The following is a 20090-nucleotide window of genomic DNA, read 5'->3' on the forward strand; positions in this document are numbered from 1 at the left end:
GCGCGCAGTTGCTACGGCCGGGTATCTGGGCGCCGAAGCTGCGGGCATCGCTGGCGCCAAAGGCCGGCACGCGAGGCCGGCCCAACGAACCCGCCCGGCCGCTCGCGTTCCCGCCCTCCAGCCGGCCGCAGGCGTCCGTGATCATCTCCGCCCACAACCAGAGCCTCTACACCTACAACTGCCTCCTGGCCCTGGCCGAGAACACTGCCGGCGTCGACTGCGAGGTCATCGTCGTGGACGACGGCTCGACGGACGACACAGCGGAAGTGCTGGACCGGGTCGAGAACCTGCGGGTGGTGCGGCTGGCGCAGAACCAGGGCTTCGTAGCGGCCGCGAATGCTGGCGCCTCACAAGCGCGGGCGGATGTCCTGGTGTTCCTGGACAACGACACGCAGCCGCAGCCCGGCTGGTTGGAGGCGCTTCTGCGGTCGCTAGCGGACCCGGCCACTGGCATCGCCGGCGCAAGGCTCATCGACCCCGACGGGAGGCTGCAGGCGGCGGGCGGGATCGTCACACGCGATGGCTTCACCTGCGACGACGGCCGCGGCGACGACCCGGAGGCGCCGCTCTACCTCTACGCTCGCGACGTCGACTACTGTTCCGCCTCGTGCCTCGCTGTGAAGCGGGCAGTGTTCGAAGCGGCGGGGGGCTTCGATGCTGCCTACTCGCCCGCTTTCTATGAGGACGTCGACCTCGCCTTCAAGGCGCGGGGTCTGGGGTATCGGGTCGTGTACCAGCCGGAGGCGCGCGTCGTGCACTTCGAAGGCGTGTCGCACGGGCGCGACACGGCCCATGGCGTCAGGCGCTACCAGGAGGTCAACCGCCTCAAGTTCACAGAACGCTGGCGTGAGGCGCTAGAGGCGCACGGCGCCTCCTTGCCGGCCGGCGAAGACGGCCTGCGCAGGCGGCCGGCCGGGCCCCGGGAGCGCGACCGGTCCGCGCGCGGGCGCGTCCTGGCGGCCGATTACACCGTGCCCAGCTTCGACCGCGACGCTGGCTCGCTGCGCATGTACCGCCTGCTCCTGGAGATGCGGCGCCTCGGGCTCGCCGTGACCTTCGTGCCGCACGACCGCACACCGCTGGAGCCGTACACGACGGCCCTCCAGCGCGCCGGCATCGAGGTCGTGCACGGCGTGCAGGACCTGGAGGCCTACCTGGCGTCGCGCGGCCGTTATGACGTCGCCTTCCTCTCCCGGCCGGAGGTCGCGGGAGACCTGATGCCGCGTCTGCGGCGCCTGGACCCGGCCCTGAAGGTGGTCTACGACACCGTCGACCTGCACTTCCTGCGAGAGGAAAGGCGGGCGGGCGTGGCAGGCGACGCGCGCGCCCGCCGCAACGCCGAGCGCCTGCGGGAGACGGAGGTGGCGCTCGTGAAGGGCGCAGACGCCACGGTGGTCGTGAGCGAGGCCGAAGCGGCGGTGCTGCGCGATCTGGCGCCGGGCGCGCGCGTGCACCTGATCCCCACCGTCCACGAGCCCAGCGCGGAGGTGGCCGGCCCGGAACGACGCGAGGGGCTGCTCTTCGTCGGTAACTTCCAGCATGAGCCGAACGTGGACGCCGCAAGGTTCCTGGCCTCGGAGGTGATGCCGCTGCTGCGGCGCGAGCTGCCGGAGGCGGTCCTGACCATAGCCGGCGACCCCGCCAGCTCCGGCATAGGGGCGCTGGCGGGAGAGGGTGTCGTCGTGACCGGCTGGGTCCCCGACCTGGGGCCTCTGCTGGCGAGCCGGAAGGTGTTCGTCGCGCCGTTGCGCTTTGGCGCCGGCACGAGCGGAAAGCTGGGAGAGAGCATGGCGGCCGGCCTGCCCGGCGTGACCAGCAGCCTTATCGCCGAGGCGATGGGCCTGCGCGACGGCGTGGAGGTACTGGTCGCCGACGGGGCCGAGGCGTTCGCGGCGGCTACGGCCCGGCTGTACCGCGACGCCGGGCTCTGGGCCGCGGTCTCCGCCGCCGGTCTGGACTACGTGCGGCGTAACCTCAGCCCGGACTGTATTCGCGGCCGCCTCGTCCACCTGTTGCGCGAGGTGGGCCTCGACCTCGAGGCGGCGGCGCCCGCAACCTCGGGCCCGTAGCGGCTCGCCGGCATGTCCGGGACGTGCCCACCACACATCGACCGCGTCATCGCGGCGCAGCCGGACCTGGTCCGGCCCGTGCACCGCTTGTCGCCGCTGGCGGTGGTGAAGGGCTAAGGTGGCCGGGCGAGGCGGAAGGCCCGGGGGATGAAACGGGCCTCGCAGGGGCGGCCACGGCCTGCCCCTGCGAGCCGTGACGTTGGCCTGCATCATTTGCGCAGGTAGTGGTTACGGAGGCTGCCGTCTAAAGCGCCCTGCTTTCAGGCAGCAGTTCTTGAAAGCGCCGGCCTGAGTTGCATGGACAGAGGTCATTGCGGCCGAGCTTCTCGGTTAATTCCTTGGCGCCGTGCACGACCTGCAGGCCTCGCTTCACGCGTGACTCCGAAGGGTAACCATTGCGGCGCTTACTGGTGCGCTCAAAAGCGCGGAGCTTCGTGGAGGTCTTCGTACGTGTTTATGGGCGCACCTCCTTCAATGTGGTCTCGATAGTGTAGCCTCAAGCTCGCAGCGGGCGGGACGGAAGCGGCCCCGGCGGCCGGCCGGACCAGCATGCGCCCCTGCCCTATCGACCTGGAGGGTCCACGGCAGCGGCTGGCGCCCGCGCCACGCTCTCCGCGATCTCTCGGGCGCGGCGCGGGAGGTTGCCGGCGTCGATCCGGCGGCAGAGGGCGTCGAATTCGGGCGTGGGGCCGCGCCAGCGCAGCTCGTCCGCCTCCGTGAAAGTCGCGGCCGACGTGCGGAGCGTGGCGAGGTCCTTGAACAGGAGCGCAAGGTGGCGGTGCTGTGCCAGCGTCTGGGCCAGGACGGCCGCGTTGCGTATTCCGAGGCTACCCCATTCGCCGGAGCGCTCGGGGATGTCCTCGATGTGGCCGAAGCGGTCGAGCACCAGCGAGGCCGTTTTCGCGCCCCAGCCCGGCAGCCCGGGATAGCCGTCCGAGCTGTCGCCCACCAGCGCGAGGTAATCAGGGATCGAGGCCGGTGGTACGCCGAACCTGGCGCGCACGCCAGCGGCGTCGGTGACCTTGCGGGCGCGGCGGTCGAGCTGCACGACGCGCTCGTTGCGGACACACTGGGCCAGGTCCTTGTCCGGTGAACAGATGTAGACGCGCTCGACATCAGGAAGCGCCGCCGCTACTGCCGCGGCCGAGGCGAGCGCATCGTCAGCCTCGAGGTCGACCATGGGCCATACGACGAGGCCCATCGCCTGCAGCGCCTCCTCGACAAGAGGGAACTGCGAGAGGATGTCGGCGGGCACGCCGGCGCTGCTCTTGTAGGAGGGCCAGAGTCCGTTGCGGAAGGACTCGATCACGTGGTCGGTGGCGACGCCGATGTGGGTGCTGCCGGTCTCGAGCATGGAGAGCACAGTCGTGAGCACGCCCCGCGTCGCGGCGACTTCGATCCCAGAGGCCGTCTGGTGCCGCGGCAGGGCGTGGTAGTAGCGGAACAACTCGTAGGTGCCGTCGAGCAGGTAGATATCCACGGAGCTACGTTACCGCATTAGCAGCAGCCACAACTGCGGTACAGCGAAACGTGGGCCTCAGGAGTGCATGGGGAAGGAGGCGCGCAGCTTCGCGCTGGTCCTCATCGTCCTCCGTGCGGTGAGAGTCCTGAGGGCCTGAAGTTTCAGGGCAGCGCTCGAGGGGCAGAGCGCTGCCGCCGCGCCCTAGGCGCTATGCGTTGCGTAGGCGGCGCGGGCTTCGCGGGGGAAGTCGGTTATCAGGATGTCGAGGCCGGCGCGCAGCTTATCGGGCTCGAGGTCGTGCTTCTCGTGCCAGGAGAAAATGCGCAGGCCGCGGGCGTGCGCGTCGGCGACGTGGCCGGCGGAGACGGCGAGCCAGTGCGTGGACACGGCGCGGGCGCCGGAGGCGACGGCAGTGTCCAGAAAGCGGCGCTGCGACGCCGGGTCGAGCGCGGTCTTGAGATAGGCGACTTCTACGTCCGGGAGTCTGCGGCTGGCGTAGCGGCAGGCGAGCGCGCTCTGACACCAGATCAGGACGCGCTCCTGGATGCCCCGCCGCTTGACCTCCGCGACCAGGGGCAGGACAGCCCAGGGCGTCTTCACATCCACGGCGATCACCAGGCCGTCCGGAAGTGCATCGAGCGCCTCAGCGAGGGTTGGGACGCGTTCGCCGTTCGGCAGGCGCAGGCGGCGGATCACGGACGAGGGCGTCAGGGCGACGGGCAGCGGCCAGCCTGTGGTCCGGCGCAGGGTCCGGTCGTGCATGAGGAAAGGGCGCTGGTCCAGCGACATGCGCAGGTCGATCTCGACCCCATCGGCGCCGAGTTCGGCGGCCTTGAGGATGCCGGCGATGCTGTTCTCCGCTTCATGGGCGGGGCATGTGCGGTGAGCAATGATCATCGGCGGCACGAGGCGATCCTAATACGCCTGAGGCCGGGCGTCATTTGACCGCAGCAACCCCAGAGGGAATGCTCTAGCCATGGCCAGGGAAACCGAAGAGCACGCCGCAGGCCTTCCTCCGCGCCGGAGCCTGCGCCGCCGCCTCGCGCGCTGGTACGTGGAGGCCGAGGCCGCGCGCTACGTCTTGAGCGCATCCGTCGTCTTGGCGGCAATGCTCCTCATCCCGGACCTCCTGAACAACATGCTGCTTACGGCGGCCCTGTTGCTCGCCGGCGTGGCGCTCCTGCCGGAGTACCTCAGGAAGCATCTGTGAGCTGGACGGCGCACGACTTCGAACCTTACGCGCTCCAGAAGCACCTCGGCGGCCGCGTGACGATGCTGCCCCTTTACATCGGCTCGCTGGGGCCGGACATGTTCACGAAGTGGTACGTGTACGGCATCAGCCTCTTCGGGGTCGAGATCAAGGCGGACGACCCGGCGCTATTCCATCGCGGCTGGCCCGGGGCGGGGTTTACCCACACGCCGCTCTTCGCCATCGTGGTCGCTTTGCTGGTCTACGCGGTGAGCCGGCACGGGGTCTGGGCCTTCAGCCTGGGCCTCGGGCTTTTCGCCCACGCCGTCACGGACATCCTGGACACCAACGGGACGATGCTCCTGTTCCCCTTCAGCACTGACCGGGTATCCCTCGGCGCCTGGGCCTACGCGGCGGAGGAAGGCAAGCATCTCGATGGTTTCGCCTACTACAGCAGCCTCGGGCTGGTGGCCGACCTTGCAGCGCTGGTGCTCGCGCTCGTGAGCTGGAGAGTGCTACAGAGGGCGTATTTCGAGCAGCATGTCCTGCCGAACGACCCCGTGATGAAGCTCGCGGGTCGCGTGTTGCCACCCTCCGGGCTGCTCGTCATCTACCGGTTCGGTTTCGTCTTCGGGGTCACGCGGCTTCTCGGCTGGCTGGTATTCGCCCACGTAATCCATACCAACGCCTTCGACTTCAGCTGGGGCGGGCCGAGCTGGGTGACGCCGTTCCGCTGAAGGCTGCTGCCACAGCGCTGCAAGCTCCATCGTAACGAGGTTAGTCCCGCGACACCTCCTGAGGCTTAGCGTGGCCTCAAGGAGGTGACGCAATTGGCACTGAGACTGCTTGGGGTTGTCCTGGCCGCGTTTGCCGTGTTCGCTGCCGGCGCGGCCTGCAGTGACAACGATTCTGACGAGGGCGCCACGGTACAAGACCGCCAGCGCTTCGAGGCGCGCGTGCAGGACCGCCTGGATGACATCGATGCGAAGATCAGCGACCTCGAGCGCCGGGCGCAGGCACAGGGCGGCAACGCGCGGGAAGATCTCGAGGAGCAGCTGGACGACCTCAAGGACGAACGCGACGAGCTTGACGACAAGCTCACGCGCCTGAGGAACGCCACGGACGCCGAGTGGCAGCGACTGGCTGACGACATCGAGGATGCCCTCGGCGACCTCGAGCGGAAGATCGAAGACCTCTAGGTGTGCCGCCGGGCTGCAAGGAGAGGAGGGGTGCTGCCCCTCCTCTTTCGTTCGCGGCACGGTTATGATGCGGCGCAGTGAGCCTACCGCGCCGGCCACTGGTCATCGGGCACAAGGGCGCTGCCGCGGTCGCGCCCGAGAACACGCTTGCTTCCTTCGCGAAGGCCATGGAGCTCGGCGCCGGCGGCCTGGAGTGCGACATCCGCGCGACCAGCGACGGCGTGCCGGTGATCATCCACGACGCCACCCTGGACCGCACCACAGACGCCCGTGGGGAGGTGGCGGCTCTGACCCTGGCGCAGGTCAAGGCCGCCGACGCTTCTCTGGGCATGCCGGGCTTCCGCGGCGAGCGCGTGCCGACGCTGGAGGAGCTCCTGACGCTCGTCGCGGGACGCTGCCTTCTGGCCCTCGAGTTCAAGACCATGGATGCAGTCGGGCCCTCGGTCCCGATCCTCCGCGAGCACGACGCGGCTAGCTGGTGCACGGCCTGGGCGTTCAACGCCGAGGTCCTGCGCGAGCTGAAGCGGCTATTGCCGGGGCTGACCCGGACGCAGAACGTAGGCCGGGTCGAGAGCTGGGAGGCGGTCGTCGCCGTGGCGCGCGAGCTCGAGTGCGTGGCTGTCTCGCTCGAGCACCACCTCGTCGACGCCGAAAGAGTGGCGAGCGCGCACGAGGCGGGGCTCCGGGTCTACTGCTGGACGGCGAACCAGCCGGAGGACTGGGGTCGGCTCATCGCCTGCGAGGTCGACGGGATTACGACCGACGACCCTGGCGGGCTCATCGCCTACCTGGACGGCCTGGGCTAGGAAGTTCATTCGCTCAAACCGCGCGCCGACCCTAGACTGAGGCCGTGGCTGCAGCCCATCCCGCCCCCCCGGAGTCGGCGCACGGCGAACCGCGGCTCATTGCCGCGATGTTCGCGCGCATCGCGCCGCGCTACGACCTGCTGAACCACCTGCTCTCCTTCGGCCTGGACCTGCGCTGGCGCAATCTCATGGCGGACCTCGCGCGTCTGCGCCCCGGCGACCGGGCGCTGGACGTGGCGACGGGCACCGGGGACAGCGCCTTCGTGCTCAAGAAGCGCGTCGGTCCCTCAGGGTCGGTTGTGGGCCTGGACCTGACGCGCGAGATGCTCCTGGTCGGCCTGGCGAAGGTGCGGCGCCGCGGCGCTACGCGCCTCGAGCTGCACGAAGGCGATGCCATGCATCTTCCGTACCGGGCGGGCTCCTTCAGGGCAGCGACCATGGCCTTCGGCGGCCGCAATGTGCCCGACCTGGAGGGCGCCTTCCGGGAGATGGCGCGGGTGCTGGAGTCCGGAGGGAGGGTTGTCTTCCTCGAGTTGAACCGCCCGACGCTCTGGGGCTTCCGCCACCTCTTCCTGTGGTATTTCCATACCTTCGCGCCCCTGGTCGGCGGCCTGATCTCCGGAGACCGCAGCGCTTACGAGTACCTGCCGCGCTCGGTGGACAGGTTCGAAGGGGTGGAGGACATAGCGGCGATCATGGCGCGCGCGGGGCTGCGGGACATCGAAGTGCGGCGGCTGGCCTTCGGCTCCGCGGTCATCCACACGGGGGTCGCGCCCTAGCGCGGGCGGACGCGTATCCTGGCGGCGACGGCAAGGCCGAGCGACGCCGGCCCCTTGTCCGTCTCGAGGCTAAGCACATCGACCGAGCGGATGACCTCGCGCACACGAATGCGGGCGCCCGGGCGCAGTCCGTGGGACTCCAGGTACTTCAGGATGCCGCTGTCTTCCTCGAGTTCCTCGGAGATGAACTCCAGGACCGCCTCGTCTCCCTCCTGTAGCTGGTCGAGCGGGACGAGAGCGGGGTCGAGATGGGCGCCGGTCCCCGGGATGGGGCTGCCGTGGGGGCAGGTCTTCGGGTTGCCAAGGAGGTGCATGAGGCGCTCCTCGATCATCGGCGTCAGCCCGTGCTCGAAGATGTGCGCCTGTTCGTGCCCCTCGGCCCAACCGAGGCCGAGCACATCGGTAAGGAACCGCTCCGAGAGCCGGTGACGGCGGGCGATGACCTCTGCGAGCTCCCGGCCTACGTCCGTAAGGTGGATCGCCTTCTTGTCGTCCACGGTGACCAGGCCGTCGCGCTCCATGCGCTTGACGGTGGCCCAGGCAGTAGGGGGCTTGACCCGCATCCAGCGGGCCAGGCGCCCGGAGTACGCCTTCTCCCCTTCAGTCTCCAGGCTGTAGATCGTCTGGAGGTAATCGTCGACCGCGCGGCTGGGGTGGATGTCGTCTCTGTTCACGGGGTTAGTGTAGCTCTGCGGTAGGTCCGAGTGGAACTCTACGCGGGAGGCTCTCCAGAGTTAGCCTCGGCTAATGAACGCCCGGGGCTGCCGTGCCCGCGGCGCCGCCGGCCCCGGGACCATCGGGCGCGCTTCGCGAGAAGCGGCGCAGCACGCTGACGCCCCGGTGGCGCCATCGGTGCGGCTCAGGGCGGGCCGTCGGCGATGATGCGGCGCGCGACGAGAGCGTCGATGGTGTCCTGGTCGTAACCTAGCTCGACGAGAATCTCCCGCGCATGCTGTCCGAACGTCGGCGCCGGCCCCTGGATGGCGAGCGGCGTCTTCGACATCCGCACTGGCGGCGCGGCCGTGCGGTATGGACCAGCGATCGGATGCTCGAGGCGCTCGACGTATCCGTTCGCCAGCACTTGTTCGTCGAAAAACACCTCTTCCGGGAAGCGCAGCGGGCCGGTAGGTATCTTCGCCGCCGTGAAGATGCCGAGCCACTGTGCCGTAGTCTTCGAGCGCATGACGGTCTCCGCCTTCTCGACGAGCTTGCGGAGCCGCTCACGGCGCTCGGGAGTGTCCTCGCCGGGCTCGACGGCGGTGATGAGGCGGCCGTTGACCATGCGGAAGTCCTCTAGCCCCGTAATCTCCAGGAATTTCACCCGCGTGGGGTTGTTCAGGCAGGCGACGATGAGGTAGGAGTCGGCGCTGGCGTAAGCGCGGTAGTAGATGTTCGCCGGGATCAGGCGTTCGGCGCGCAGGGCCAGTTGCTCCTTCCAGGGGCGGTTCTCACGTCGCATCTCCTGGAGGCGGTCGAGGAACTGTTGCGTCGTGTCGGCGTCCAGGGCGTCGAAGTAGCGCAAGCGGCCAACCTGGCCCATCAGGGCCGAGGCCAGCAGTGAGGTCTCGACCTTCTGTCCCTCGCCCGTGCGCTCCCGCACCATGAGGGCAGCGGTGACGCCCCAGGCGATATAGGCGGCTGTCAGGTAGTCCGCATAAGCAGGCACGATCGGCCGCGGCTGCCCTTCGTCGTCTACACCCTGGTTGAGGGCCATCAGGCCCGAAAGGCCCTGGACGACGATGTCGTAGCCGCCCTGCTGCGCCATCGGTCCCTGGGAGCCGAAGGCCGTGTTCTGCAGGTACACGATTCGGGGATTGATGCCGGCGAGGCGCTCGTAGTCGAGGCCGAACTGCAGGCATACGTCTGGACGGTAACCGACGACCACCACGTCCGCTGTCTGGACGAGGCGGTGGACGACGTCGCGGCCTTCAGGCTGGCGCAGGTCGACCGGGATGCTGCGCTTGCCCCGGTTGTAGAGGATGAAGCCCAGGCCCTCCATGGGGATGACGCCGGCGGTGTGGCGCGTCGACTCGCCGTCGATCGGCTCGACCTTGATGACCTCGGCGCCCATGTCGCCCAGGAGCTCGCAGCCCAGTGGCCCGGCGATCATCTGCGTAATGTCGAGGACGCGGTAGCCGGACAGCGGACCCAAGGAGCACCCCTTGTCTCGGCCCGGGAGGGCCTCGGAGTGGCGCGATCTTACGGGCGTCCGGGTAAGCTCGACAACCTCAGTCCGGGGCGACGGCCGGCTCGCCGCTGCGCAGCGACCCCCTGAGGCCCGCGTAGACGCCGGTGAGGACGATGGCCGCCCCGGCGAGTTGGAGGGCCGTCGGCACCTCGTCGAGGAAGACGGCGCCAAGCACAGTGGAGCCGATGGGCTCGCCGAGGATGGCGATGGCGACGGAGGCAGCGGGCAGGTAGCCGAGCGAGCGGTTGATAGCAGTGTGGCCAATGAGCTGGGGCACGAGGGCAAGCAGGGCGAAGAAGAGGTAGCTCTCTGCGCTGTAGCCGGTCGGTGAATGTCCGGCGATGAGCGCGGCCGCGACCAGGACGGCCGCCGCGGTGCTGTAGACGGTAGTGACGTACGGGAGCCATTCGCTACCGGTGGCGCGCAGCCTGCGGCCTGCCAGGATGTAAGCAGCGGCAAAAGCGGCGCCGAGCAAGGCGAAGGCGTCGCCGCGGAGGGCGTCGGTGCCCTGCCCGACATCCTCCGCGATCATGACAGCGCCGCCGGCGCCGGCCGTGACGATGCCGGCCCATGCCAGAGGTGACGGCCTTTCGCCGAGCAGTGGCCCGGAGGCGGCGGCGACGAACAGCGGCTGTGCCGTGACCAGCACGACAGAGGTGATGATCGACGTGTCCTGGACGCTGGCGATCCAAAAGCCGAAGTGGGCGGCAAGAAAGACGCCGGCCAGCAACGTCAGCAGGACCCGGCGCCGGCCGCCTGCCGGCAGCATGGGGCGCCGGCGCAGGGCCTGAAGCGCCAGTAACGGCGCGGAGGCGAGCGTGAGGCGGTAGGCGGCGATGACCAGCGCCGGGGCGTCGGCCTGGCGGATGAAAATGGCTGCCGTGCTGACGGCGGCGACGCCAGCAGCAAGGATGGCGATGTCCGTCCGCCTGTCGCCACTCGATCTCACGGCGCATTAGTACCACAGGCTAGTTCGGCTCAGAGGAGGTCGCCGGCCAGGCCGATCGAGAAGCTGCCGCCGTAAGCGAGGAAGAGGTCCTTGATGATCTTGCCGCCGAGGGCGGCGACGAAGAAGCGTCTGGCCGGCATGCGCGTGGCGCCGGCCGCGGCCCCGGCGAGGTCGAAGAAGGGGTTGGGGAAGGTGCAGAGGAGAAAGATCGTGAGCATGCCGCGGCGTTGCATCCAGCCTTCGAAGGTCTGATAGATGCGCCGGTGGCGTACCAGGTCAGTGCCGGCGTAACCGAGCCCGTAGCCGGAGAACTCGCCGATGGCATCGCCCAGGCCCGCGACGAGGCCGACGAGCAGCGGCGCCGGGACGCCGAGGACGGGGTCGAGCACGACGCCGCCTGAGAAGACGGCCAGGTTGGCCGGCGTCGGCAGCACCAGTGTCGCGGAGCCCGCCATGGCGAGAAAGAAGACACCCGGATACCCCCAGGTGCGCATCCGATCGAGGTCGAGCCCCAGGACGAAGATTGCGATCCCGTAGCCGGCGAGGAGCATGGCGAGGCCGGCGAGGATGAGGTAGTCCAGCCGGAACCAGCCTCGCAGGTAGGCCCGCGCCTGGAGCTCCGTGCGTTCTTTGCGCAGTTCGTCGACGAGCTCCTCGGCCCGCTCGATCAGGTTGTCGGCTTCGGACATCGAGTCCCATGATAGGAGACCCCGGTGCGCCGCCCACCAAGGAGACCAACTTGGGGGCAACATTACGACGCCCGCCGGGCGGGTGAGGGCGCGCCGGGCGCGGAGTCGATGCTTCGGCCGCTACTGTGGGGGCACGGCCGGGGCGTCGCTGCAGATGCTGTAGGCGTTCGCCGGGGTGTAGCGCGGCCTCTAGCAGGCCAATGCCAGTCTCGGAGGCGCCAGGGTGATACCGGCCCGGATCGTTTCGCCGATGTGCGTCCAGCTTCGATTGACACAACGCCCCGCATTCGCGGATTCTCAGCCCGCTACACGCCGCCCGTCTTTCCGGAGGGGAACATGCCCGACGCCGTGCTCTACGAGGTGCGCGACCGCATTGCTTACATAACGTTAAACCGGCCGGAGGCAATGAACGCCCTGAACGCCGCCGTCCGTCAGGGCCTCAACGACTCGCTGCGCCGTTTCCGCGACGACCCCGATGTCTGGGTCGCCATCATCACCGGCGCCGGGGAGCGCGCCTTCAGCGCCGGCGCCGACCTCAAGGAGATGAGCGCTTCGCGCGAGGCGGAGGTGGCCGGCTCGCAGCCCGCCTCCCCGATCGCCGCCGGCCCGGGCGGCGATGTCCTGACTTGGAAGCCGATCATCGCGGCCATCAACGGCTACTGCCTCGCGGGGGGCCTGGAATTGGCGCTGCGCTGCGACATCCGCATTTGCTCGGAGGACTCCCGCTTCGGCCTGACCGAGGTGTCCCGCGGCATCATCCCGGGCGGCGGCGGCACGCAGCGGCTGCCGCGCGCCATCCCTGTAGGCGTCGCCATGGAGATGATCTTCACCGCCCGCCACTTCACCGCCGAGGAGGCCCTGCGGGTCGGTCTCGTGAACAGGGTCGTACCCAAGGCGGAGGTCATGAAGGCGGCCGAGGAAATGGCGCGCCAGATCATTGCCAACGCGCCCCTCGCCGTGCGAGCGACCAAGGAAGCAATCATGCGGGGGCTGGACATGAGCCTGGAGGACGGCCTGCGCCTCGAAGCTCTCCTCTCGCGCATGGTGCGCCTGACGGAGGACTCCCGCGAGGGACCGAAGGCCTTCGCGGAGAAGCGGCCGGCGAACTTCATGGCCCGCTAGGACTGGCGCGCGCCATGCAATAGGTCGAGCGGCCTCCGGCCGATATAATCGGCCTATGCCGCCCCTGCCCGTCAGGTGGTTACCAGGGCCCGGTGAGAACTCTGGCGTAGCGCCGGTGATCTCTTGAGGATGCCGGCCGTAGAGGACCCTCCGGCCGTCGAAGCGCCACCACTGAAGCCACCGTCCCGCCTCTCCGTCATCCTCGCCAGGTCGGGTTTCCTTGGCGCGCTCTCGACGCACGACTTCGCCATGCTGTTTTCCGGGCAGTTCGCCTCGGAGATCGGCAACGGCCTGATTCAGCTCGCCCTGCCCTGGTTGGTCCTGGAGCTCACGGGCTCGGCCTTCCAGCTCGGCCTCGCCTTCTTCGTGCAGTTCCTGCCGATGCTCCTCTTCGGCCTCGTCGGTGGCGTATTCGTCGACCGCTGGGACCGGCGCATGACCATAATCGTCGTCGACACGATCAGGGCGCTGGCCTTCTTCTCTGTCGGCGCCATCTACTACTTCGATGCCCTGACGCCCCTCCATCTGTACGCGGTCATCTTCCTCAGCAGCACGCTGGCGAACTTCTTCAACCCGGCGCGCGCTGCCTTGATGCCGAACCTGGTATCTCCAGCGCACCTGCGCTCCGCGAACTCACTCATGGAGGTGTCGCGGCACGTCGGCTTCATGGTCGCGCCCGTGGTGGGCGGCGTAATGATCGACCTCATCGGTCCGGCCGCGCTCATGCTGGTCGACGGCGCGAGCTTCCTGATTTCGGCCGCGACCGTGACCTGGATCGGCTACCGGCAGCCGCGCACCGAGCCCCAGGCGTCTCTCGGCTTCATGCAGGCAGCCATTGGCGTAGTCGACGAGACGGCGGCAGGGCTGAAGCGGATCATGCAGACCCACCTCCTGAAGGTCGCGATCCTCATCGGCTTCGCCCTTAACGTGATGATTGCGCCGATCGAGGTGCTGCTGCCGCTGTTTGTGGTGAATGTCAAGAAGGCGGGCCCGGATTACTTCGCCCTGTTGGTGGCCGGCCTGCTCGTCGGCCTGATCGCCGGCTCCCTCACCGCGCCGGCAAACTCACGCCGCTTCGGCCTGGGTCGCATAACCATCGGCGCCGTCCTCGTTCTCGGCGTCGTGGTAACGGCCGCCCCCTGGCCGCCCACCCCTTGGCCGCCCTTCGTCGCCATGGCACTGGCGGGCGTTGCCATAGGCACCCTGAATGTCTGCCAGACCACGCTCCTTCAGGGCGCGACCACTGACGATGAGCGCGGCCGAATATCAGCGACGTACTACACCGCCACGCTGGGAGTACGGCCGCCGGGCTTCCTCCTCATGGGCATCCTCGCCTCAGCTATCGACATAAGGGTCCTCTTCTCTCTCGTGGGCAGCATGGCACTGGTGCTCGGGTTGGTGCTGAGCCGGTCCGAGGAAGTGCGGCGGGTGCGTTAAGGGTCCGTTGGAAGCGCTCTGCTAACATTTTTCCTGAGAGCTGTGTGCGTACGTTAAGGAGGTGCCGCCTTGAACGACCATCCCTTCGCCGACTACGTCCTTGACTGCCGCGGTACCTTGTGTCCGATGCCCGTCGTCCGCCTACGCCAGGAGATCGACAAGATCGATGCCGGCAAGGTAATCAAGGTGCTTGCCACCGACCCGGCGAGCGTCCAGGACATGCCCGCGTTCGCGCGCAACACGGGCCACGAGCTGCTGCAGTCGGTCGAGGGCGCCGGCGTCTTCGAGTTCTACTTCCGTAAGACCGCGGAGGGAGCTTCATGACAGCACAGGGTTCCGGAAACGGCAGTACGGGCAGGACAGCGCGGCCGCGCGCGAAACCCGACGCGCCGACCTCGCTGGACCCGGCGCTCGAAGCCCGCGTCGAGGAAATCGTTGCGCGCAAGTTCGCCGAGCTGGTGGAGTCGAACCTGACGGCGCTGACAGCCGCGAAGTCCACTGCGAAGCCGGAACGGAAGCGCCGGCGGCTGGCACTCGTGGCCTCCAAGGGCACGCTGGACATGGCCTATCCCCCCCTGATCCTGGCATCGACGGCCGGCTCGATGGGTTGGGAGGTCGGCGTCTTCTTCACGTTCTACGGGCTCGACATCATCAACAAAAAGCGCAACAAGCACCTCCAGGTCGCGCCCGTTGGCAACCCGGCGATGCCCGTGCCGGTGCCGAACCTGGTAGGCGCCATCCCCGGGATGACGGCGATGGCGACCAGGATGATGAAGGGCTGGATGGACGCGGCGCGCATGCCAAGCATCGACGAGCTGATCGACGTCTGCCGCATGACCGGCGTGAAGATGATCGCCTGCTCCACGACGATGGGCGTGATGAAAGTGAGCGCCGAGGACATCATGGACGGCATGGAAATCGGCGGCGCCGCTGCTTTCCTCGACTTCGCGGCGGACGCCGACGTCAGTCTATTCGTTTAGGAGGCTGGAAGCAGGGTTCCGGATTAGCCTGACGGCGTCCTTCTACCCTGCTTCCTGAGTCTCTGCCCAATACCGCTATCCCAGGGGCGAAAAGTTGGTCGGCGCCATGATCCGGTTCTCGATATGGTGCACGATGGGGCCGTCCTTCTCTGACTCGGCCCGCACTCGCTGCCATTCGGGGTCGGCGGCGAACGAAGCCCAGGCCTTCTGCCTCGCGCCGAGGTCTTCGTACGCCACCATGTACCACAGCTCGTCGCTGCGCCCGCCGATGGCGTTCGTCCAGTAGCCGACATTCTTGATGCCATGCTTCTCGAACAGCTTGCAGGTGTGCTCGCGAAAGCGCGCCTGCAGGGCCCCCATCTTCCCCGGGTGGACTGTGTAGATACGCAACTCGTAGATCATGCGCGGCGCTGTCTCCTCCAGAGTGTTTGACGCGCATTCTAGCGGCACGCTCGGCGCTGTTCGTCCTCCGCGCTAGCGCTCCCGGCTGCCGGAGGCTGGCCGGTTACGCCTTCTTCTCGGGGTACACGACCTTTAGATGGAGTGTCTCGAGCAACGCCGGGTCTGCCGGCGAGGGCGCGCCGGTCATCGGGTCAGAGCCGCTCTTGGTCTTCGGGAAGGCGATTACCTCGCGGATGTCGGTCTCGCCGGCGAATACTGCCACGGTCCGGTCGATCCCTGGCGCGATCCCCCCGTGGGGCGGCGCGCCGAACTCGAATGCCTCCAGCATGTGGCCGAAGCGGATCCGCGCTTCCTCCGGGTCGATCCCCAGCAGGCGGAAGATGCGCTCCTGCTGCGCCCGGTCGTGGATCCGGATGCTGCCGCTGGCGATCTCGAAGCCGTTGCAGCCCAGGTCATAGGCGTTGCTGCGCGCCTTCCCGGGGTCGACGTCCAGGAGTGGCAGATCCTCCTCCTTCACCGATGTGAACAGGTGATGGGTGGCGTCCCAGCGCTTTTCGTCTTCGTTCCACTCCACCAGCGGCACGTCTACGACGAAGAAGAACCGCAGCGTGTTCGGGTCCGCAAGGTTGAGCTTCGCGGCCAGCGCCCGGCGGAGGGCGTCCAGCGCCGGCTTTACGCGGTGCACCGAGCCCGGCTCTTTCATGCCGATGCCGCCAACGCCGGCCACGATAAGCAGCAGGTCGCCCATGCCGGCGCCGGCGCGCGCCGCCAGCCGGCGCGCGGTCTCGAGGCCGAGGTGCCGGAGCACCGGCGACCGCACCTGGTCTTCCGTCGCGCTCGCCGGGTTCGCCAGGAAGGCCACGGACACGAGCCCCTTGGCGCCCAGTTGCCTCACGGTCTCCGTGAGTTCGTCGATCTCGCGGCGGCTGAACTGGGCGCCACCCGGGACACAGATCCCCTCGATCGAGCCGCCGCTCTCCACGGCGCTCTTGAAGACGGCGAACTCGGTGCCGGCGCAGAGGTCCGTGAAGTCCACCAGCTCCAGGCCGTAGCGCAGGTCTGGTTTGTCGGAGCCGAAGCGGCGCATGCACTCCTCGTAAGTCAGGCGCGGGAAGGGGGCGGGCACGTTCAGGTCAGGCCGGACCGTCCTGGCGATGCTCAGGTAGAGCTCCTCGATCAGATCGAGCACGTCCTCCTGGGTCACGAAGCTCATTTCCAGGTCGAGCTGGGTGAACTCGGGCTGACGGTCAGCGCGCAAATCTTCGTCGCGGAAGCAGCGCGCGATCTGGAAGTAGCGCTCGAAGCCTGCCACCATCAGCAGCTGCTTGAACTGCTGGGGCGACTGCGGTAGGGCGTAGAAGTTGCCGGGATAGATCCGGCTCGGCACCAGGTAGTCGCGGGCACCCTCCGGCGTCGGGTTCGCCAGGTTCGGCGTCTCGATCTCGATGAACCCGCGCTCGCCCAGAAAGCGCCGGATCTCGGCCACAATGCGGTGCCGCAGGACCAGGTTCGCGTGCATGCGCTCGCGGCGCAGGTCCAGGTAACGGTACTTGAGGCGGAGAGTGTCCTCCACGGGCACTTCCTCGTTGATGTAGAAGGGCGGTGTGCGCGAGGGGTTGAGGACGGTCACCTCGGCCGCCGCCACTTCGATGGCGCCAGTCGGCAGGCTCGCGTTTTCGGTCCCCGGGCGCCGGCGTGTGACCTCCCCGGCGACCTGTACCACGTACTCGTTCCGGACCTCGGCCGCGGCAGCGTGCGCGGCGGCCGACGTCCGGGGGTTGACCACCACCTGCACGATGCCGGTGCTGTCGCGCAGGTCCAGGAAAATGAGCCCGCCGTGGTCGCGGCGGCGGTGCACCCAGCCGGCCAGTGTCACCTTCGTGCCGGCATGCTCAGCCCGTAGCTCGCCGCAATAGTGGGTCTTCAGCATCGTTGCCTCCCTGCCTGCCGCCTTCGAGGCGGCCCTGGGTACTCAAAGCGAGGGGCCCTTCCAGGAAGGGCCCCTCGAGACTATCGAACCGCTATCCGTTCAGACTCGCCCGGATCCTCCACAGGAAGGACTGGCGAGGGGCGATCTACCCCTCACTCGGGCTGGTATCGGAGACGGCCACCATCGCCATCTCCTGCTCAGGCTCTTGCTGCTCCTGCCGGCTGCGCTTCATCATCCAGAACGCCAGGCCGGCCATAAGCGCTATCAGCGATACCTTCTTCAATCGGACCTCCAGGGCTTTCTTACTATAGGTATCGGTCCGGACGGCGGTCAAATTTCGTCCCGGATGCAACTGCCGCCCCTCCGGCGCGCTGTTATCCGGGAGCAAGCCCCCGCGGCCTAGAGTGAACGCGGTGGTCCCGAAGCCGCAACGGTCTTTCGGGGCCATCGCCACGCGGGGTCAGTTGGCGGGCCGGCGGCCGGTCTGAAGGCGGACGGAGCTAGGGTCGCTGGTCGCGGCCGCGGCGGAAGAACTCCTCCACGTCCTGCAGGATGCTCTCCGCCGGGGGGAGCTCAGGCGCGGCCTCGTTCTCACTCTCGGCCTGCGCCTCGATGGCGTCCAGGCGCTCCTCGAGAGCGCGGACGTACTCGGAGACCTCGGCGTTCTTGGAGGTCGCCTCCTCCAGCTGTGTCCGGAAGGCGGCGGAGGCGCGGATCATGCGCCCGAGCGGGATCTGGACCTCCAGCATCGCTCCCAGCGCCTGCAGCAGCGCGAGCGAAGCCGTCGGGTTCGGCGTCGCTGAGACGTAGTGGGGGACGTTCGCCCAGAGAGACCCGACAGGGATGTTGCGGGCGCGCAGCTCCGTAGTGAGTACGCCGCTGATCCCGGTTGGGCCCTGGTAGCGCCCGGTGCGGGCGCGATTGACGATGCCGGCCCTCGCGGCCATCTCGTCGGTCGGGGCCGTGCCGGTTATCCGTACGGGTCGCGTGTGGGGGAAGTCTACGAACATGGCGCCCAGCGTGATCACGGTGCTGACCTTGAACCGCTCAAGCACTTCCATGATGCACCCCAGGTAGGTCTTCCACTTCAGGTGCGGTTCCACGCCAACGAGCACGATGAGGTCTTTTTCCGGCAGGCGGTGGTAGTAGAACTTGTTCTCCGGCCACTCCAGCTCACGGACCTCACCAACCCAGCGGACTGTCGGCCGTAGCGCCGTGAAGTCGTAGAACTCCTCGGGGTCGATTTCGGCGAGCAGGGGCGTGCGCCAGCGGTCGGCGAGGTAGGCAGCGGCGGCGGAAGCCGCGGCGCCGGCGTCCGACCAGCCGGTGAAGGCGGCGATCATGACGGGCTCGCGGAGGTCGGGTGAGTCGACGATGCGAAGCGGGGTCATCCAGGTGGCCTCCTTTGATAGTGTCTCAGGCCACGTCACTTTTGATTCTAGCACTTTCGCGCATGCGGACATTTCGAGGGAACGCGGGCCATGCCCGTGGGAGCGTCAGATTGCCTGGATACACGACTGGCGGACGGCGGACATTCCGGGAATCGCCGGTCTCGCGCCAGACTGCTCGAAACCGAGCATCGCCCGAGGGACCGTGATGCTGAGGGAGCCGAGCGGCACCCGCACGCCCTGCCCGACTAACGAGGGCCGCGTATATCCGGCCGCCAGACTATGCCAATGGGGCTGGTGCCAAGGGCCGGAATCGAACCGGCGACCCCAGCTTTTTCAGAGCTGTGCTCTACCGACTGAGCTACCTTGGCATAGCGAGGGATAATCCACTATAGGAAAACGCGTCTCCGCCAGTCAAACTCGTGGTGTGCGGGGACCAGGACATCCTATACACCTGGGAGGCCTCTCCTGGAGCGCGGGGGGGCCGGACTCCTGCGCCGGCCTCGTGCGCCGGCGGCGCCCGCCGCGGGCGGCCCCGCTCAGATTCGCGACAGGCCTCCGGCGCACCTCGTGACGCTTGACACAAACTCGAGGCCGTAACTATGCTGCGACTGCCGCAGGGGCAGGGAGGAAGACCTGATGACCACACCGGCAGGCGACACAAACCGCCCTTCCGGCCAACTCATTGTAGCGCTCGTCCTCATCGTAGTCCTCGCTGCCCTCGTCCTCTACAGCTCCTTCACCGTCCTCAACCTTCCCAGAGGCGTCACTGAAGAGAGCGAACACATCTGGAACCTCTACCAGGCGACCCTGGCCATTTCGATGGTCATCTACTTCGCCGTCACGGCGGGGATCATTTACGCCATCTTCCGCTTTCGCCAGCGGAGCAAGGAGCTGCCGCAGCAGATCCACGGCAGCAGCCGGCTTGAGCTTCTCTGGACGGTCATCCCCGTCGGCATCCTGGTCGCCCTCTTCATCCCTTCGCTCGTCGTCATGATCGACCTCAAGACCCCGCCCTCCGACGACGAGGCCGACCTGGTCATCGAGGTGGTCGCGCACCAGTGGTGGTGGGAGTTCGTGTACTGCACGAACGGCGACTGTGCGTCCCCGAACAACGTCCGGGTGCAGCGCACGCCGCCGAACTACGATGACCTGAAGCCGCCCGCGCTGGTGGTCCCTACCGGGCAGAAGGTGAAGGCCTACGTGCGTTCGACGGACGTCGTGCACAGCTTTTACTGGCCGCGATCGCTCTATAAGCTCCAGGCCATCCCCGGCAACGTCAACGAGCTTCACTTCACTGTGAAGAGCGGCAAGGAAGGGACTTACAGCGGCCAGTGCTACCAGTTCTGCGGCCTGCGCCACGCCGACATGCTCTTCGTAGTCGACGCGCGGACGCCGTCCGAATTCCAGAGCTGGCTCAACGAGCAACGCCGCGCCCAGGGCCTGGAGACCACTAATCCGACCGCAAGCGCGGACAGGGACTAAGGCTTGCACCTTCCTA

At 67.9% G+C, this 20090-nt stretch carries 22 protein-coding genes and 1 tRNA gene; 11 read left to right on the plus strand and 12 right to left on the minus strand.

Annotated features, from left to right (window positions below; all coding sequences use genetic code 11):
* Positions 1 to 2069: glycosyltransferase (locus VNN10_15245; GenBank protein ID HXH23374.1), on the plus strand; the 2069-nt coding region annotated here is incomplete at its 5' end.
* A 244-nt stretch (positions 2070 to 2313) separates the two neighbouring features.
* Here the strand turns inward: VNN10_15245 and VNN10_15250 are convergent.
* The 3 genes from VNN10_15250 to VNN10_15260 all read right to left on the minus strand — a co-directional run bounded on the left by VNN10_15250 (position 2314) and on the right by VNN10_15260 (position 4428).
* Positions 2314 to 2442 (minus strand): SEC-C metal-binding domain-containing protein, encoded by a 129-nt coding sequence (locus VNN10_15250; protein HXH23375.1) that lies wholly within the window; start codon positions 2440 to 2442, stop codon positions 2314 to 2316.
* A gap of 189 nt (positions 2443 to 2631) precedes the next feature.
* Positions 2632 to 3549 carry a 5'-3' exonuclease H3TH domain-containing protein gene (locus tag VNN10_15255; GenBank protein ID HXH23376.1) on the minus strand — a complete coding sequence of 306 codons (918 nt, stop codon included), beginning with the start codon at positions 3547 to 3549 and terminating at the stop codon, positions 2632 to 2634.
* A gap of 183 nt (positions 3550 to 3732) precedes the next feature.
* On the minus strand, positions 3733 to 4428 hold the full coding sequence (locus VNN10_15260; protein ID HXH23377.1) for a glycerophosphodiester phosphodiesterase: 696 nt from the start codon (positions 4426 to 4428) through the stop codon (positions 3733 to 3735).
* 79 nt (positions 4429 to 4507) lie between these two features.
* Between VNN10_15260 and VNN10_15265 the strand changes: the two genes are divergently transcribed.
* From VNN10_15265 to VNN10_15285, 5 genes are all read left to right on the plus strand, one after another.
* Positions 4508 to 4741, plus strand: coding sequence for a hypothetical protein (locus VNN10_15265; protein HXH23378.1), 234 nt, complete (start codon positions 4508 to 4510; stop codon positions 4739 to 4741).
* Positions 4738 to 5457 carry a metal-dependent hydrolase gene (locus tag VNN10_15270; protein ID HXH23379.1) on the plus strand — a complete coding sequence of 240 codons (720 nt, stop codon included), beginning with the start codon at positions 4738 to 4740 and terminating at the stop codon, positions 5455 to 5457. The genes VNN10_15265 and VNN10_15270 overlap by 4 nt, the downstream gene beginning before the upstream one ends.
* Positions 5458 to 5550: 93 nt before the next feature.
* The gene (locus VNN10_15275) at positions 5551 to 5919 is read left to right on the plus strand and encodes a hypothetical protein (GenBank protein ID HXH23380.1); all 369 of its coding nucleotides are present in this window, start codon (positions 5551 to 5553) and stop codon (positions 5917 to 5919) included.
* A gap of 77 nt (positions 5920 to 5996) precedes the next feature.
* Positions 5997 to 6725 carry a glycerophosphodiester phosphodiesterase gene (locus VNN10_15280; protein ID HXH23381.1) on the plus strand — a complete coding sequence of 243 codons (729 nt, stop codon included), beginning with the start codon at positions 5997 to 5999 and terminating at the stop codon, positions 6723 to 6725.
* 44 nt (positions 6726 to 6769) lie between these two features.
* Positions 6770 to 7504: a ubiquinone/menaquinone biosynthesis methyltransferase gene (locus tag VNN10_15285; GenBank protein ID HXH23382.1), complete on the plus strand. Its 735-nt coding sequence runs from the start codon at positions 6770 to 6772 to the stop codon at positions 7502 to 7504.
* On the opposite strand, the gene VNN10_15290 is transcribed toward VNN10_15285, so the two are convergent.
* The 4 genes from VNN10_15290 to VNN10_15305 all read right to left on the minus strand — a co-directional run bounded on the left by VNN10_15290 (position 7501) and on the right by VNN10_15305 (position 11330).
* Positions 7501 to 8178 carry a metal-dependent transcriptional regulator gene (locus tag VNN10_15290; protein HXH23383.1) on the minus strand — a complete coding sequence of 226 codons (678 nt, stop codon included), beginning with the start codon at positions 8176 to 8178 and terminating at the stop codon, positions 7501 to 7503. The genes VNN10_15285 and VNN10_15290 overlap by 4 nt on opposite strands.
* Before the next feature lie 185 nt (positions 8179 to 8363).
* Positions 8364 to 9656: a CoA transferase gene (locus tag VNN10_15295; protein HXH23384.1), complete on the minus strand. Its 1293-nt coding sequence runs from the start codon at positions 9654 to 9656 to the stop codon at positions 8364 to 8366.
* Between the two features lie 76 nt (positions 9657 to 9732).
* Positions 9733 to 10641 carry a DMT family transporter gene (locus tag VNN10_15300; protein ID HXH23385.1) on the minus strand — a complete coding sequence of 303 codons (909 nt, stop codon included), beginning with the start codon at positions 10639 to 10641 and terminating at the stop codon, positions 9733 to 9735.
* 29 nt (positions 10642 to 10670) lie between these two features.
* Positions 10671 to 11330 (minus strand): VTT domain-containing protein, encoded by a 660-nt coding sequence (locus tag VNN10_15305; GenBank protein HXH23386.1) that lies wholly within the window; start codon positions 11328 to 11330, stop codon positions 10671 to 10673.
* A gap of 336 nt (positions 11331 to 11666) precedes the next feature.
* On the opposite strand from VNN10_15305, the gene VNN10_15310 reads away from it, so the two are divergent.
* From VNN10_15310 to VNN10_15325, 4 genes are all read left to right on the plus strand, one after another.
* Positions 11667 to 12452 (plus strand): enoyl-CoA hydratase-related protein, encoded by a 786-nt coding sequence (locus VNN10_15310; protein ID HXH23387.1) that lies wholly within the window; start codon positions 11667 to 11669, stop codon positions 12450 to 12452.
* A gap of 129 nt (positions 12453 to 12581) precedes the next feature.
* On the plus strand, positions 12582 to 13889 hold the full coding sequence (locus VNN10_15315; protein HXH23388.1) for an MFS transporter: 1308 nt from the start codon (positions 12582 to 12584) through the stop codon (positions 13887 to 13889).
* A 69-nt stretch (positions 13890 to 13958) separates the two neighbouring features.
* Positions 13959 to 14213: a sulfurtransferase TusA family protein gene (locus VNN10_15320; protein HXH23389.1), complete on the plus strand. Its 255-nt coding sequence runs from the start codon at positions 13959 to 13961 to the stop codon at positions 14211 to 14213.
* The gene (locus VNN10_15325) at positions 14210 to 14869 is read left to right on the plus strand and encodes a DsrE/DsrF/DrsH-like family protein (protein HXH23390.1); all 660 of its coding nucleotides are present in this window, start codon (positions 14210 to 14212) and stop codon (positions 14867 to 14869) included. Before VNN10_15320 ends, VNN10_15325 begins: the two co-directional genes overlap by 4 nt.
* Positions 14870 to 14944: 75 nt before the next feature.
* Here VNN10_15325 and VNN10_15330 read toward each other — a convergent pair whose 3' ends face one another.
* The 5 genes from VNN10_15330 to VNN10_15350 form a co-directional block, all read right to left on the minus strand.
* On the minus strand, positions 14945 to 15271 hold the full coding sequence (locus VNN10_15330; protein ID HXH23391.1) for an NIPSNAP family protein: 327 nt from the start codon (positions 15269 to 15271) through the stop codon (positions 14945 to 14947).
* A gap of 103 nt (positions 15272 to 15374) precedes the next feature.
* Positions 15375 to 17201 (minus strand): aspartate--tRNA ligase, encoded by a 1827-nt coding sequence (aspS, locus tag VNN10_15335; protein ID HXH23392.1) that lies wholly within the window; start codon positions 17199 to 17201, stop codon positions 15375 to 15377.
* A 145-nt stretch (positions 17202 to 17346) separates the two neighbouring features.
* Entirely contained in the window at positions 17347 to 17484 is a 138-nt protein-coding gene (locus VNN10_15340) for a hypothetical protein (GenBank protein ID HXH23393.1), read from the minus strand.
* A 217-nt stretch (positions 17485 to 17701) separates the two neighbouring features.
* A complete protein-coding gene (locus VNN10_15345; protein HXH23394.1) occupies positions 17702 to 18592 on the minus strand; it encodes a PAC2 family protein in 891 nt (296 codons plus the stop codon).
* A 292-nt stretch (positions 18593 to 18884) separates the two neighbouring features.
* Positions 18885 to 18960, minus strand: a tRNA-Phe gene (locus VNN10_15350).
* A 268-nt stretch (positions 18961 to 19228) separates the two neighbouring features.
* Here VNN10_15350 and coxB point away from each other — a divergent pair.
* Positions 19229 to 20074 carry a cytochrome c oxidase subunit II gene (coxB, locus tag VNN10_15355; protein ID HXH23395.1) on the plus strand — a complete coding sequence of 282 codons (846 nt, stop codon included), beginning with the start codon at positions 19229 to 19231 and terminating at the stop codon, positions 20072 to 20074.
* Positions 20075 to 20090: the final 16 nt, after the last annotated feature.

Source organism: Dehalococcoidia bacterium (assembly GCA_035574915.1).
Lineage (GTDB): Bacteria > Chloroflexota > Dehalococcoidia > DSTF01 > WHTK01 > DATLYJ01.

Excerpts from the sequence above, each read along its gene's own strand:
- VNN10_15260 (HXH23377.1), bottom strand. The coding sequence starts at position 4,428 with ATGATCATTGCTCACCGCACATGCCCCGCCCATGAAGCGGAGAACAGC.
- VNN10_15265 (HXH23378.1), top strand. The coding sequence starts at position 4,508 with ATGGCCAGGGAAACCGAAGAGCACGCCGCAGGCCTTCCTCCGCGCCGG.
- VNN10_15305 (HXH23386.1), bottom strand. The coding sequence starts at position 11,330 with ATGTCCGAAGCCGACAACCTGATCGAGCGGGCCGAGGAGCTCGTCGAC.
- VNN10_15310 (HXH23387.1), top strand. The coding sequence starts at position 11,667 with ATGCCCGACGCCGTGCTCTACGAGGTGCGCGACCGCATTGCTTACATA.
- VNN10_15315 (HXH23388.1), top strand. The coding sequence starts at position 12,582 with ATGCCGGCCGTAGAGGACCCTCCGGCCGTCGAAGCGCCACCACTGAAG.
- VNN10_15325 (HXH23390.1), top strand. The coding sequence starts at position 14,210 with ATGACAGCACAGGGTTCCGGAAACGGCAGTACGGGCAGGACAGCGCGG.
- VNN10_15330 (HXH23391.1), bottom strand. The coding sequence starts at position 15,271 with ATGATCTACGAGTTGCGTATCTACACAGTCCACCCGGGGAAGATGGGG.
- aspS (HXH23392.1), bottom strand. The coding sequence starts at position 17,201 with ATGCTGAAGACCCACTATTGCGGCGAGCTACGGGCTGAGCATGCCGGC.
- VNN10_15345 (HXH23394.1), bottom strand. The coding sequence starts at position 18,592 with ATGACCCCGCTTCGCATCGTCGACTCACCCGACCTCCGCGAGCCCGTC.
- coxB (HXH23395.1), top strand. The coding sequence starts at position 19,229 with ATGACCACACCGGCAGGCGACACAAACCGCCCTTCCGGCCAACTCATT.